Source organism: Vibrio sinus (genome assembly GCF_023634645.1).
Lineage (GTDB): Bacteria > Pseudomonadota > Gammaproteobacteria > Enterobacterales > Vibrionaceae > Vibrio > Vibrio sinus.
This window is the reverse complement of sequence record NZ_JAMKMR010000014.1, coordinates 14,768-29,020: the sequence shown is the minus strand read 5'-3', so window position 1 is coordinate 29,020 and position 14,253 is coordinate 14,768. Positions and strand designations below refer to the sequence as shown.

The 14,253-nt window shown below is 45.0% G+C and carries 16 protein-coding genes; 1 reads left to right on the top strand and 15 read right to left on the bottom strand.

The window, feature by feature from the left end; all coding sequences use genetic code 11:
• Positions 1-34: 34 nt before the first annotated feature.
• The gene (locus M9194_RS14720) at positions 35-1,069 is read right to left on the bottom strand and encodes a potassium channel family protein (protein ID WP_250613519.1); all 1,035 of its coding nucleotides are present in this window, start codon (positions 1,067-1,069) and stop codon (positions 35-37) included.
• Between the two features lie 139 nt (positions 1,070-1,208).
• Positions 1,209-2,252, bottom strand: a complete 1,044-nt coding sequence (gene nadA / locus M9194_RS14715) for a quinolinate synthase NadA (protein WP_250613444.1) — start codon at positions 2,250-2,252, stop codon at positions 1,209-1,211.
• Positions 2,253-2,420: 168 nt separating this feature from the next.
• Between nadA and M9194_RS14710 the strand changes: the two genes are divergently transcribed.
• Positions 2,421-3,458, top strand: coding sequence for an asparaginase (locus M9194_RS14710; RefSeq protein ID WP_250613443.1), 1,038 nt, complete (start codon positions 2,421-2,423; stop codon positions 3,456-3,458).
• Between the two features lie 46 nt (positions 3,459-3,504).
• On the opposite strand, the gene ybgF is transcribed toward M9194_RS14710, so the two are convergent.
• The 13 genes from ybgF to ruvA form a co-directional block, all read right to left on the bottom strand.
• Positions 3,505-4,293 carry a tol-pal system protein YbgF gene (ybgF, locus tag M9194_RS14705; protein ID WP_250613442.1) on the bottom strand — a complete coding sequence of 263 codons (789 nt, stop codon included), beginning with the start codon at positions 4,291-4,293 and terminating at the stop codon, positions 3,505-3,507.
• Between the two features lie 14 nt (positions 4,294-4,307).
• Positions 4,308-4,871, bottom strand: a complete 564-nt coding sequence (gene pal / locus M9194_RS14700) for a peptidoglycan-associated lipoprotein Pal (protein ID WP_250613441.1) — start codon at positions 4,869-4,871, stop codon at positions 4,308-4,310.
• A gap of 30 nt (positions 4,872-4,901) precedes the next feature.
• A complete protein-coding gene (gene tolB, locus M9194_RS14695; protein ID WP_431769413.1) occupies positions 4,902-6,254 on the bottom strand; it encodes a Tol-Pal system beta propeller repeat protein TolB in 1,353 nt (450 codons plus the stop codon).
• 12 nt (positions 6,255-6,266) lie between these two features.
• Entirely contained in the window at positions 6,267-7,277 is a 1,011-nt protein-coding gene (gene tolA, locus M9194_RS14690) for a cell envelope integrity protein TolA (protein ID WP_250613439.1), read from the bottom strand.
• Between the two features lie 13 nt (positions 7,278-7,290).
• A complete protein-coding gene (gene tolR, locus M9194_RS14685; protein WP_250613438.1) occupies positions 7,291-7,743 on the bottom strand; it encodes a protein TolR in 453 nt (150 codons plus the stop codon).
• Positions 7,744-7,746: 3 nt separating this feature from the next.
• The gene (tolQ, locus tag M9194_RS14680; RefSeq protein WP_250613437.1) at positions 7,747-8,430 is read right to left on the bottom strand and encodes a protein TolQ; all 684 of its coding nucleotides are present in this window, start codon (positions 8,428-8,430) and stop codon (positions 7,747-7,749) included.
• Positions 8,420-8,839 (bottom strand): tol-pal system-associated acyl-CoA thioesterase, encoded by a 420-nt coding sequence (gene ybgC / locus M9194_RS14675; RefSeq protein ID WP_250613435.1) that lies wholly within the window; start codon positions 8,837-8,839, stop codon positions 8,420-8,422. The genes tolQ and ybgC overlap by 11 nt, the downstream gene beginning before the upstream one ends.
• Positions 8,840-9,001: 162 nt before the next feature.
• Positions 9,002-9,304 carry a cyd operon protein YbgE gene (gene ybgE / locus M9194_RS14670; RefSeq protein ID WP_250613434.1) on the bottom strand — a complete coding sequence of 101 codons (303 nt, stop codon included), beginning with the start codon at positions 9,302-9,304 and terminating at the stop codon, positions 9,002-9,004.
• Complete coding sequence (cydX, locus tag M9194_RS14665; protein WP_237361459.1) at positions 9,297-9,404, bottom strand: cytochrome bd-I oxidase subunit CydX; 108 nt, start codon at positions 9,402-9,404, stop codon at positions 9,297-9,299. Before cydX ends, ybgE begins: the two co-directional genes overlap by 8 nt.
• A gap of 16 nt (positions 9,405-9,420) precedes the next feature.
• A complete protein-coding gene (gene cydB, locus M9194_RS14660) occupies positions 9,421-10,557 on the bottom strand; it encodes a cytochrome d ubiquinol oxidase subunit II (protein WP_250613433.1) in 1,137 nt (378 codons plus the stop codon).
• Between the two features lie 18 nt (positions 10,558-10,575).
• A complete protein-coding gene (locus tag M9194_RS14655; RefSeq protein WP_250613432.1) occupies positions 10,576-12,162 on the bottom strand; it encodes a cytochrome ubiquinol oxidase subunit I in 1,587 nt (528 codons plus the stop codon).
• Between the two features lie 437 nt (positions 12,163-12,599).
• Positions 12,600-13,604, bottom strand: a complete 1,005-nt coding sequence (gene ruvB, locus M9194_RS14650; protein ID WP_250613431.1) for a Holliday junction branch migration DNA helicase RuvB — start codon at positions 13,602-13,604, stop codon at positions 12,600-12,602.
• A gap of 14 nt (positions 13,605-13,618) precedes the next feature.
• On the bottom strand, positions 13,619-14,233 hold the full coding sequence (gene ruvA / locus M9194_RS14645) for a Holliday junction branch migration protein RuvA (protein ID WP_250613430.1): 615 nt from the start codon (positions 14,231-14,233) through the stop codon (positions 13,619-13,621).
• Between the last annotated feature and the right edge of the window lie 20 nt (positions 14,234-14,253).

Below are 14,253 nucleotides of genomic sequence, written 5' to 3'. Positions count from 1 at the left end.
TCGCTTAACGCTTCGCCTACTTCTCATCAACCCGTTAAGCCAGTTCTTGCCACTTAAAGTCGTCAATTCGCTCATCCGCAATATAAAATAGCTTCGCTCCAGAGCTCACCGTACTTTGCAGATCAGGGTTTAGTTTAATTCCTTCACCACAATCGATAGCAATCAGTGTTGCCTGATGCTGGGCTTTCATATAGTTAAAAATTGGTTGTACTGAAGTCGTTGCAAGATAGTTGGGATAAATGGTGGAGTATTGTGTCATCCCCTGCGTTGATGCGAGAAGCTCTTGATGAAGCGCACTAGAGCCAGGATCAACCGCCGCTTTGGCTAGCATTTCAGCGCCGACTGCCGGGATACATTCAACATTCGGACAATGGCGACTCAATAACTGACTGAGTGATTCATCATTAAAGTAGGCCAATAGATGCGCAGCCGGATTTTTATTAGCACAATAAAGGGCGGCCGATAAGGTGATGTCGTCTTCTAGGTTATCTACAACGATACAACTGGCTTCCGTATAGCTGGTTTTTTGCATCTCTCGATCATCGGTGTAACTGTTCACTCGCACAAATTCAATCTCACCAGGTAGCGGGTTTTCAATATCCGAGCGGCTACACAAAATAATGGGTCGCTTGCCAGTTTCTTCATGCTGCAGCATACGAATCAGGTTCATGGTACGCTGACCATTCCAGCCCAACAACAGAATATGGTTCTCCAATTTCACTCTCCTTTTACCTAATATCCCCGCTCGCCAATATTCCACGGCCACGCTAGCAATGTTACCAAGTAAGGCGGCAAACAAGCTTAACCCACCAGGTATAACAAACAAAATTACGATCCATCGCCCCAAAGCCGACTGTGGAGAATAATCGCCATAACCTACCGTCGATGCGGTCACCACTAGGAAGTAAATGAAGGCGGAAAGATCATGAGTGAGTTGTTTTTCTCCCGCGAAATGAAGCAATACCCAGCTAATTAGGGCATAGAGAACAAACAACAACGCGATATTGCGACCACTGAGCTTGAATAGCCGGCTATGAAACCATTTTTTAAATAGAAGCCATATAGACATCATTCATCCAATCTTGAGTCTTGTTCGAGATATTCTATACCTAAATCGTCCTAAGATGCGAGGCTCAGGTGATTGAGCATAAAAGAAAAAACCAGCCGCATTTCGCTGGCTGGTTTAAATGGCAAAAACAATATCGCTGTTATGGGTTCAGAGTCTCAGCGAAATCTAGCATGCGGTTTAGAGGAATAAGTGATTTAACACGCACCGACTCATCAACAAAAATTTCGTGATTTTTTCCACCTTCAGTCAACGATTGTTCAATGGCTGCTAGGCCATTCATCGCCATCCAAGGGCAATGTGCGCAGCTACGACAAGTCGCACCTGCGCCAGCAGTAGGCGCTTCAATTAGCTCTTTTTCTGGCACCAATTTCTGCATTTTATAGAAAATGCCTTTATCCGTCGCAACGATAAGCTGTTTATTTGGCAAGGTATTTGCGGCTTTAATTAGCTGGCTAGTCGAGCCAACGGCATCAGCCAATTCAACAACGCTAGCAGGGGATTCTGGATGAACCAAAATAGCCGCTTCCGGATAAACTGATTTCATTTTGCGCAATGCATCAGCAGAAAACTCGTCGTGCACAACACACTCACCGTGCCAAAGCAGCATGTCCGCCCCGGTTTTATTGGCGATATAGGAACCCAAGTGTCTATCTGGCCCCCAAATGATAGGTTTGTCCATCGAGTCAAGGTGCTCAACAATATCTAGAGCGATACTGGAAGTGACCACCCAATCCGCGCGTGCTTTTACTGCCGCGGAAGTATTGGCATAAACCACAACGGTGTGATCTGGATGAGAGTCACAGAACATGGTGAACTCATCCGCTGGACAGCCTAAATCTAGCGAACACTCAGCTTCAAGTGTTGGCATCAGAATACGCTTTTCTGGTGTTAATATTTTTGCAGATTCACCCATAAAGCGAACACCAGCGACTAATAACGTGCTAGCCGGATGGCGGTTACCAAATTTCGCCATTTCTAAAGAGTCACCGACAAAGCCCCCAGTTTCTTCTGCTAAAGCCTGAATTTCTGGATCGGTGTAATAGTGCGCGATCAAAACGGCGTCTTGTTCTTTTAAGAGCTTCTTAATGTTAGAGATATGGATTTGTTTTTGCTCGTCGCTAATTGGCGTAGGTTTAGGTGGAAACGGATAAACCGTTTCAATTCTATCTTGTATGTGGCTCACAGGGTTGGTTCTATGCAACAATGAAATAATCCGAGTATTGTACACCCTAAAGATGCCTTGGATCAAAGTTCGATAATTATAAACAATGATGCTTAGTTTTAAGCCTGTTCAACTCTTCATCACCTATTGCTGATTGCGCTTTCACAAACTTGCTAGGAGTATTAGATAATGCAAGATAACCTCGCTACACCAACAAGCTCTACCCAAGAAAATCTTACTTCGCTGACTGACAGCGCTTTGCCTAACGTTGAAGTGTTTGGCACGGGAGGAACCATTTCTGGCGGTTCGAATAGCGCCACCGATGTCACTGACTATCAATCCGGTGAATTCTCCGTTCAATCGTTGTTGGAGAATGTTCCCGAAATTGCCCAAGTTGCCAATATCTCTGCCACTCAGGTGACCAATACTTCTAGCTCTGATATCACTTCAGATATTCTATTAAGCATGAGCAAACGCGCCAATGCCCTTTTACATGGCAATGTGTCTGGTATCGTCATTACTCATGGAACCAACACGATGGAAGAAACGGCGTTTTTTCTTGAGCTAACGGCGCAAACCGCAAAGCCAATCGTGTTAGTTGGAGCGATGCGACCAGCCACAGCCATAAGTGCTGACGGACCAATGAATTTGCTCAATGCTATCAATTTGGCCGCTAGCCCAGATGCTGTCAGTCGAGGCGTCATGATTGCTCTAAATGATTATATCGGCTCAGCCTTCTATATAAGCAAGACACACTCAACATCGCTGGATACTTTTAAAGCGCCAGATCAAGGCTACCTTGGACAATTTGTTGGTGGTAAGGCTAAATTTTACTATGAGCCGAGCCGGGTGAATGGGCTGGCCAATTTTGATGTGACCGCTATGGACCAGCTACCTGAGGTGAATATTTTGTATTGCTATCAAGATATTTCCGAGAAGCACCTCAACGCCATGATAGAAGCTGGATCTGATGGACTTGTGATAGCAACCAGCGGCAATGGTTCGGTTCCCACTCACGTCAAAAGCAAGTTACAGGAATTGAAAACACAAGGCTATCCCATTGTTTTATCCACCCGAACTGGCAATGGCTACGTGACACACAAAGATTTTGCGATAGCGTCTGGCTTTCTCAATCCACAAAAAGCACGCATTTTGCTTATGCTAGCTCTTACAAAAACCAAGCAGATCGACGAGATAGAAAGGTTGTTTGGAACGCAGGAAGTATAAACCTAAACGAGGTGCGTTGTTGCACCTCGTTTGTATATACCCTAGTTTATTTTAAACGCTCTTTCGCCAATTGGGCGGAAGCGCTGTTAGGATACTCTTTTAGCACTTGCTCATAATAGGCTTTGGCTTTCTTTGTATTTTTATTTTGCTTAGCAATATCGCCCAACTTAACCAATGAATCTGCACGTTTTGGCGAGTCTTTGAACTTAAGTACAGCCTCAAAGTTTTGTGCCGATTTATCAAATTCTTGATCAGCAAAATACAGCTGTCCTAACCAATAATTTGCGTTTGGCGTGAGCTTGGAATCCGGATAGTCTTTTTGGAAGTTTTGCAGTGCAAATATCGCCCCTTTGTAATCTCGTTTATTCAAGATAAGGTCGATGGCCTTTTGATACGCTTCTTGCTCGGTCGCATTGCTACTAAACGCAGCAGTATCGTGGCTCTCTTGCTGTGCGGTCGTCGTGGTATCTATCTTGGGCGCATTTACTTGACTACGCAGCTTGTCTAGCTCGATAAATAGTTCACGTTGCCTCGTTAGCATCTGCTGCATTTGGTGGCTATTCACTTCCACTTGACCACGTAGCTGGCTGATTTCTTGAGACATGTTTGACACCTGCTGTTGCAGCTGCAGGTTAAATTGGTTGCGGCTTTCAATCAGGCGCTGCAACCTTTGTATTTCAGATTGTGGTGAGCCCGCCGCTGCAACTTGACCAGATGAGCCAGCAGACGAACTACCTAAATTCAAAGTGGATACTGGAGCCGGTGCAGCGGACACTGAGCCCGCTGCACTTGCCAGTAACGTAAGCGTCATTACGCGCTTGAAGTTACTGAACATGAGGTGTTCCTCAATTAATATACGATAACTGCACGACGGTTTTTAGCCCATGCTTTCGGGTTTTGACCAAGAGCGATTGGCTTCTCTTCACCATAGCTCACAATTGAGATTTGGCTAGAAGGAACGCCTAGAGCTTGAAGATATTTAGATACGGCTTCTGCACGACGTGCGCCTAGTGCAATGTTGTACTCTGGAGTACCACGGTCATCGGTGTTACCTTCAATAGTAACTTTTACGTCTGGATGCTTAACTAGGTATGCTGCATGCGCTTCTAGCATATCTTTGTAATCGTTCGAAACAACTGCGTTGTCGAAAGCAAAGAACACGGTTTTCTTCTCACGAAGTGATTGCTCTTTTAGCTCTTGCTCAGAAAGTTGACCTTGTTGACCACCGATAGGCGATACGACTGTTGTATCAGTTGTACCATTTTGATTTGCTGCAGTACTTGCTGAAGTTGTCGCCGCATTGTTTGTAGCTTTACCAGAGTCGCTTGTAGTGCCGTCTGTAGAACTACATGCAGACATTGCCAATACTGGTAACGCGATCATCAACCCTTTAAGAACTTTATTAAGTTGCATCTTATTTTTCCTTACTATTTATAATAATTGCTATAAAAACGGCGACCATGCAGGCGATTTAACTCGCCCATTTGTGGCCGGTAATCTAGCATGAAAACGCCCATCAGTAGAAACTAAATTAAGAACGTCTCTGTTGTTGTAACTGGAACTGTAGATAATCATACTGCCATTAGGTGCCACACTCGGTGATTGATCTAAGAAAGTTTTTGTCAAGATTTGGACAGTTCCTGTTTCTAAATCTTGTTTTGCTATGTGGAAACCACTTGGACTGCGGTTCACCATAATTAAATAGCGGCCATCAGGGGTAATTTGCCCATCTTGATTTTGGCGGCCTTGCCAAGTGACACGAGAAATCGCATCAGTCGCTAAATTCACTTTATAAATTTGTGGTAATCCCCCACGGTCAGAGGTAAATATCAAAGACTTACCATCTGGATACCAAGCTGGCTCCGTGTTGTTTGAGTTACCATGAGTAAGCTGGGTGAACTTATGAGTTTTTAGGTCCAGAATATAAATTTGCAACGTGCCTGACTTAGATAAGGCAACCGCTAATTTAGAACCATCTGGCGAAAACGCTGGTGCGCCATTGTGACGAGGGAACGATGACTCTAGTTCAGTCTTACCGGTATAAATGTTCATGATATACACTTCACCATGACCATTTTGGAAACTCACGTACGCCAGCTCTTTTCCATCCGGTGACCACGCTGGAGACATAATTGGCTGTTTAGAGCGAAGCACTAACCTTTCATTGTAGCCATCGTAATCCGCCACTCTGAGTTGATATGGATAAGCATCTTTGTAATTAACCACGACATAAGCGATGCGAGTCAAGAATGCACCACGCTCGCCTGTTAACTGCTTATAAACCAAGTCAGAAATACGATGCGCGTATTCACGTAGACGATTCGGTGGCACAGTCGCGCGTTTAGTAAACAACACGTGATCTTGTGTAGAAATCAACTGACCGTTTTTACTAAGAACGAGGTTTTTCCCTTTGCTCAGCTGACCACGAGCAATATCAATAAGCTGATAGGTAATTACGTAATTGCCATCGGCCGCTTTAGTAATCGTCCCCGTGAGTAATGAATCAACACCTAGTTTGCCCCACGCTTTAAAATCAACATCGGCCACGCTATAAGGCGTTTGCGGCATTTTACTCACTTCGATAGGGTTAAATTTGCCACTGCGTTGTAAATCCGATGCAATTACGGCGGACACATCTTGTGGCGGCTGCCCATAGCCTTCGTATTTAAAAGGAATAATCGCTATTGGCCTGGCGGAGTTAATGCCGCCAGTGATGTATAGCTCCAAAGACGCATTCGCGTATTGAAAGCTGCTAAATGTAAATAGAAAACAGACGAATAATAATCGCTTTAACACTTTCATTTCCTTTTACTGAAGTTTGACATTTAGGGTTATATCACGAAGCTGTTCCACAACCTTAGGTTCATTATTCGGCAATGGAAAACTACCCACTTGAGCCACGGCTCGCCTTGCAGCACCACAAACCGTTCTATCACCACTAACGTCCAAAATGGTTGCAAAAGCACTAGTGCCAGCTGGAACCAGCTTAAGGTGCACTTTGCACACTAGGCCTTTATAACTATCATCAACGTACAAGTTACTCTCAATTAAATTGGTATAGATGCTACCGTAGCGATCGACCTCACTGGCGACAAACCGAGCTCGCGCTGAATTACTTTGAGCCGCCTCTGTCTTCAATTGAGCTGCGATATCATTCAATGCCGCTTCTTTCGCTTTCTTCTCCGCCGCCAGCTTAGCTTGACGCTCTTTTTCTAAGCGCGCTTTTTCAGCGGCGGCCTTAGCGGCCTTCTCTTTGGCAATTTTTTCCTGACGAGCTTTCTCTGCTGCGGCCTTCGCAGCACGCTCTCTGGCTGCCTTTTCACGTGCAGCGCGCTCTTGTTTGGCTTTTGCAGCTGCCGCTGCTTGAGCTTTACGCTCCGCTTCTAACTTCGCGAGTCGTTTCTTTTCAAGCGCGGCCTTTTTCGCCGCCTCTGCTTGCTGTTTCTCTTGCGCAATGCGCTGCTTTTCTGCATCGCGTGCGGCTTGAGCTGCTTTGGCTTGTTGCTCTTTGAGTTTACGGATTCGCTCTTCTTCTGCTTTGCGGTTTTTCTCTAACTGCTCACTTTCACGACGAAGTTTATCGAGGCGATCTTGTTCTTTTCTCGCCGCCGCATCTCTTTGTCGTTTAATTTGTTGAGCTTGTTTTTGAACTAACGCAGGGTCAATAACAACCGCCTGCACCATTTGCCCCGTAGGTTTGGGCTCAGACATATGAAAGTCAGTTCCCCATAACAAAATGGCGATAAGCAGCAAGTGCAGTGCCACAGAGATAATGGTGGGTTTCAGATAGTCTTTTTTATTATTTTTTGTCGTTTTCATGAATAATCGGAACTTATTTAATATTGTCCTTAATATCCGTTAACAACCCAACTTTAGGAATTCCAGCTTGGCGAAGTTGATCAAGCACGGAGACAACGTTGGCATAAGGTGTAGCGGCATCCCCGCCAACTGCTACAGGAGAATTTGGCTTTAATGATAGCTCAGCTTTGATGCGAATAATCAGATTTCGCAACGTCATACCTTGCTGAACGGGTTCATTATTCAAACTGAGCCCTAGCTCACCATTTTTATCAATCTGAACGATAATGAAATCGCTGTTACTATCACCAGCCAGATCGGAAGCAGGTTTCGCCGTTGACGTTTTGGGTAGATTCACATCCACCCCTTGAGTGACAAAGGGCGATGTAACCATAAAGATGATGAGAAGCACGAGCATCACGTCGATATAAGGGACGACGTTAATCTCTGCCGTAAGTTTACGCTTTTTTGGTTGGTAACCAGCCATAGATTAAGCCCTGCCTGCCATTGCTTGACGGTGCAAAATACTATGGAACTCTTCAGAGAAGGTGGCGAAGTTATGCTCTAGTTTCCCAACGCGATTGCTCAGACGGTTGTAAAACATAACCGCGGGAATCGCAGCAAACAGACCCATCGCTGTTGCAACCAGTGCTTCTGCGATACCAGGTGCGACCATGGCTAACGTCGCTTGCTTAACGGCACCCAGAGCAACAAACGCATGCATAATGCCCCAAACCGTACCAAACAAGCCGATGTAAGGGCTAATTGAGCCAACTGTCGCTAAGAATGGTAGATTGGTTTCCAGCTCTTCAACTTCTCGCGCAACAGCAACACGCATCGCCCTGCCCGTTCCTTCCATAATAAAATCCGGAGAGGTAGCGTTGGTTTTACGCAAACGAGCGAACTCAGTAAAACCTGAGTAGAAAATTTCTTCTGTACCACTGAGTGAGTCTTTTCTTTTCTTCACTTCCTGGTAGAGCTGAGATAAGTCAGAGCCAGACCAAAATTTGTCTTCAAATGAATCGGTATCTTTAGTCGCTTTGGTCAGCGCTTGGCTACGCTTAAAAATCATCGCCCAGGAGGCCACCGACATTCCAAGCAAAATGAGCATGACAATTTTAACTAGAAAGCTGGCTTGTAAAAAAAGATCGAGTATAGAAAGATCAGATGTCACCGTTTGAAATCTCCTGATAGATGTAATGCGGTATAGCGATAGGCTTCAATTTTTCAATATCGATACATGCTACCTTAACCATTGCCTTACACAATGTCACCTCTTGATGATTTACGATCTCTTGACAGAACATCACGGTAGCTTTCTTTAGTTTGGATACGTAGGACCTAACGATTAGCTGCTCATCTAACCTCGCTCGTTCGATAAAATCAACGTCGATGTTTCTCACCACAAAACTTATGTTTTGCTGTAACAAGTCATTTTGCTTAAAACCAATAGAGCGCAAATATTCAGTGCGAGCCCGTTCGAAGTACTTTAAGTAATTCGCGTGATATACAACACCACCCGCATCGGTATCTTCGTAATAGACGGTTATTGGCCAGCTAAACACGGTATTATCGTTTTGCACAACGTATCCTGTTTTTTCACCCTTGCCAGTTAGGCTTACTATATCGCAGCTCCCGCTTAGATTTGCAAGCGCTAGTTAGTTTAATCCCTATAAAATTGTTAAAAAAAATGGCATCCCTTATAAAAGCGATGCCATTTTATGCAATTCCAAACCACCCTACTATCACATAACGTATAAAACCGTTAGATAAATAAGGATGGTTAGAGAAATGTATGGGCTAAATACTATTTGCCACAACCAGAATCTCGGCTTAAACCCAACGCCATAAATCATACTGGAACAAACGGCCCAGATGAGTAACGGACCGACGACTTCATCAAAGCCGCCAATCTTATTGGCATATTGGTGGGGCTCCCACATCACCATGGCGACGTGGAAAATACCAAGAACCAAGGATAAGAGCCTTAGTAGCCCCTTATCCAATGGAGCGTGTACCTTTTCTAGTTGCTCAGCGAGTTTACTCACTGTCTTTATCCATCATCTCTGTGTGCTCTAACCAAAGAGCGTTAATGATGCCAAATGCACAAGCAAGTAGCACACCTAGAACCCAGGCGAAATACCACATTGTAAACGCTCCTCTATTAGTAAGCTGAAGTTTTGTTGTCTTCGATGTACTTAGTATCCAAACGACCAAACATCTTGTAGTAAGTCCAAGTTGTATAGCAGAGGATAATCGGTACCATCACAAATGCGATCACTGTGATGATTTCCATCGTTAGATGACTACTTGTCGCATCCCAAATGGTCAAGCTGTGGCTTGGTGCCAAACTTGACGGAATGATGAATGGGAACATAGCAAATCCAGCGGTAAAGATGATACCACCAACAGTCAAGCTCGACGCTAAGAACGCGATACCCGCTTTCTCAACACGAGACGCTAAAATAGCGACGATTGGCATCAAAACACCCAGAGCCGGAGCAATCCACATTAATGGGTACTCTTTGAAGTTATGCATCCACGCGCCAGCTTCTCTTATTACCGTTTTATCCAACGGGTTAGATGGGCCATTGTAGTTGATTGCACTAGTAATCACGTAACCTTCAATGTGTTGTACCCAAAAGCCTGCCGCTACAAAAGTGACAATAACAAGAAGGCCCAATACTTGAGACAAAGACTTCGCTCTGTTGTGCAAATCGCTCGTTGTCTTCATTTGTAGCCAAGTTGTTCCCTGTAGCAAAATCATGAACAAGCTAACCAAACCACAAAGAATGGCAAATGGATTCAACAAACCAAAGAATGAACCATGGTACGTCGGCATCAAGTATTCGCTTAAGTTAAATGGTACACCTTGAAGCAAGTTACCAAACGCGACACCAAAAATGATTGGTGGAATAAGGCCACTCGCAGAGATACATCTATCCCAAATTGCGCGCCATTTTTTGTTTTCGATCTTTGAGCGGTAATCGAGACCAACCGGACGTAACCAAAGTGCGGCCAACGTCAGAATCATGGCTAGGTAGAAACCGGAGAAAGACGTAGCGTAAACCAAAGGCCAAGCTGCAAACAACGCACCACCTGCGGTGATTAACCATACTTGGTTACCATCCCAGTGCGGTGCAATCGTGTTCATCATTACACGGCGCTCAGTATCCGTTTTTCCTAGCATAGGCAATAACGCGCCTACGCCCATATCGAAACCATCAGTGATTGCAAAGCCGGCAAATAGAACGCCGATCAGCACCCACCAAATTAGTCTTAACGTTTCGTATTCAAACATGTGAGTTCTTCTCCCGCCTTAAGATTCTACTTGGCGATTAACTTTATCTTCGATAGAGCTGCCACCATTTTCGAAGTGATATCGGCCAGTTTTCAGACTGCTAGGTCCTTTACGTGCGAACTTAATCATCAGATACATTTCTGCGACCAGTAAGCATGAATAGAAAGCAATGATAACCGCGATCGATGTCCACAGATCAGAGGCCGTTAATGGAGAGGCCGCATCGTAAGTTGGAAGAACGCCACCGACCGCCCAAGGTTGTCGCCCACCTTCTGCAACATACCAGCCAGTTTCTACGGCAATCCAAGGCAATGGGATACTGTAAAGCGCGGCTTTGTGTATCCACTTACTCGTTCCAATTTTCTGACGACATACTTGAATGAATGCGGCACCAAATACACACAACATGATAATGCCACTCGCCACCATAATACGGAACGACCAGAAGATCGGCCATACTTCAGGGATAGAGTCATCCGCTGCTTTTTGGATCTGCTCAGGCGTCGCGTTGGTCACTTGCTTAGTATAGCGTTTCAGCAGTAAACCGTAGCCGAGATCATGCTTAACTTTATCAAAGGCTTGAATTGTTGCTTCCGACTTGTCACCGCCACGCAGTTTTTCCAACAAGCCATAAGCAATCATACCCGTTTTGATGCGTTCAACGTTGCGTTCACGAAGCTGGTTCAAGCCAATAACTGGTGTATCGGTCGAACGTGTCGCGATGAGGCCCAATACGTATGGGATCCGAACAGCATAATCCGTTTTCCCTTGCTCTTGGTTAGGAATACCGAACAAGGTAAAGGCGGCTGGAGGTGGCTCAGTGTTCCACTCTGACTCGATGGAGGCCAGTTTTACTTTCTGTACTTCACCCACTTCATAACCAGATTCATCACCTAGTATGAGCGTCGAAAGAATGGCTGCCATACCAAAAGAGGCCGCGATAGCAAATGAACGACGAGCAAACGGTAAATCACGACCTTTGAGGATGTAGTAAGAGCTGATGCCTAACACAAACATTGCACCTGTGGTGTAACCAGCAGCCACAGTATGCACGAACTTAACTTGCGCAACTGGGTTGAAGATGATTTGTGAGAAGCTCACCATCTCCATACGCATCGTTTCAAAATTGAAGTGTGCGCCAACAGGATGTTGCATCCAGGCATTTGCGATCAGGATCCAAAGTGCTGAGAAGTTTGAACCAATAGCCACTAACCAAGTCACGGTTAAGTGTTGGCGTTTAGATAGTCTGTCCCAGCCAAAGAAGAATAAACCTACCATTGTAGATTCGAGGAAGAATGCAACTAATCCTTCAATCGCTAGAGGTGCGCCGAATATATCGCCCACGTAGTGTGAGTAATATGCCCAGTTTGTACCGAACTGGAATTCCATGGTTAGGCCTGTAGCCACACCAAGCGCAAAGTTAATACCGAAAAGCTTACCCCAGAACTTGGTCATGTCCTTGTAGATTTGCTTATTGGTCATTACGTACAAAGACTCCATGATGGCAAGAATAAAAGTCATGCCAAGAGTCAAAGGTACGAATAAGAAGTGATACATTGCTGTCATCGCGAATTGCAATCGCGACAGATCAACTATGTCAATCATGATAACTCCTGTGTGCCAGCTGTTTGACACTCTCTACATAGTGCAACATATTGTCTATTCTGGATGAGAACAGCACCAAATAGATGCAGATATGTACCAAAGTGGTTAGAAAAATGTTACGCATCAGCCTTAATAGCCGGACCTAATACTACTGTCAAAAACAGGTGGATTCAAAAAAATTATTGATGTCTGTCGCGTTGATTTTGGTCAAAATGTAACTAGGTACATTTTTGCAAAATTACATGACTTGATTTAGATCAAAGTCGAAATGGGTGGGATGTTACGGTTCGGTTACCCAGGCTATTTTTTGTCCTAATTGACATACAGAGCGTTAACAACTCAACTGGAAAAGTTACCGAATTGGATCAAATATAATGTTACATTTTGTGACCCTTATCACACGAGAAAGGGCCATACAAATACTTTAGCGTGAAACTTTACTTTTCAATTCCAAAGTGTAAATAAGCCCGATCTGTCGCGATTCTGCCCCTCGGTGTCCGCTGCAAATAACCTTGTTGAATAAGGTAAGGCTCAAGTACATCTTCAATGGTATCTTTTTCTTCACCAATCGCCGCTGCCATATTATCTAAGCCTACAGGCCCACCTGAGAATTTTTCCATAATGGCGAGAAGAAGCTTGCGATCCATATAATCAAAGCCTTGCACATCAACGTCAAGCATGTTGAGCGCTTTATCGGCAACACTGGCGCAAATATGACCGTCTGCTTTCACTTCTGCGTAATCCCTGACACGGCGAAGTAAGCGGTTGGCAATTCGAGGAGTGCCGCGAGCGCGTCTTGCTATTTCTAACGCGCCTTCAGGTTCCATGGAAAGCTCAAGGCATTGCGCGCTGCGTTGAACGATATTTTGTAAATCACCAATTTGGTAGTACTCCAATCGCTGCGTGATTCCGAATCGATCTCGCAGTGGTGAGGTCAATGAGCCTGCACGAGTCGTCGCACCAATAAGCGTAAAAGGCGGCAAGTCTATCTTAATCGAGCGGGCGGCTGGCCCCTCGCCAATCATGATGTCGAGTTGGTAGTCCTCCATCGCGGGGTAGAGCACTTCTTCCACCATGGGACTCAGGCGGTGAATTTCATCAATAAATAAGACGTCATTTTCTTCAAGGTTGGTTAAAAGCGCGGCGAGATCGCCCGCCTTTTCTAATACTGGGCCAGATGTGGTCCGAATATTAACCCCCATCTCATTGGCAACAATATTGGCTAGCGTCGTTTTGCCAAGCCCCGGCGGTCCAAAGATAAGTAAATGATCTAATGCTTCATTGCGTAGCTGTGCAGCTTTAATAAAGATTTCCATTTGCCCGCGCACATGATCCTGCCCTTGGTAATCTTCTAACTTCTTTGGACGTATCGCGCGGTCAATGACATCCTCTTCCTTGAATGTTGGGTTGTTGGGTGCGATTAAGCGATCTGCCTCAATCATAAACTGTCTTCCTGTTATGCCATTGATTTAAGCGCTTCTCGAATTAAAGCTTCACTACTCATTTCTGGCTTAGCAACTTGTGACACCACTTTTGATGCTTGTGTTGGCTTATACCCTAGTGCCAGCAGAGCACTGATTGCTTCTTCTTCATAGTTCGAACTCACCGGTGAACCAGTATCGGATAAATCGACTTCGTCAGCAGGTGTAAACAAGTCACCCGCCCCCCAGCCTTTAAGCCTGTCTTTCATCTCCACCACAAGGCGCTCGGCCGTTTTCTTCCCGACTCCAGGCAATTTCACTAAAGTGGAGATGTCCTCTCGCTCTACACAAGAAACAAACTGCATTGCCGTCATTCCTGAAAGAATGCCCAAACCCAGTTTTGGCCCGACACCATTCGCTTTGATGACTTCTCTAAAGAGTGCCCGTTCTTTTACGGTATTAAAGCCATAAAGTAACTGGGCATCTTCCCTCACGACAAAGTGAGTATAGATAATGGCTTCTTCACCAACGTTAGGGAGTTCATAAAAGCAGCTCATTGGCATTTGCACTTCGTAGCCAACACCATTCACTTCTATGAGCAGCTCAGGGGGCAGTTTTTCTATCAGGGTTCCTCGAAGACGACCTATCACATTGATACCTAATACTAGAG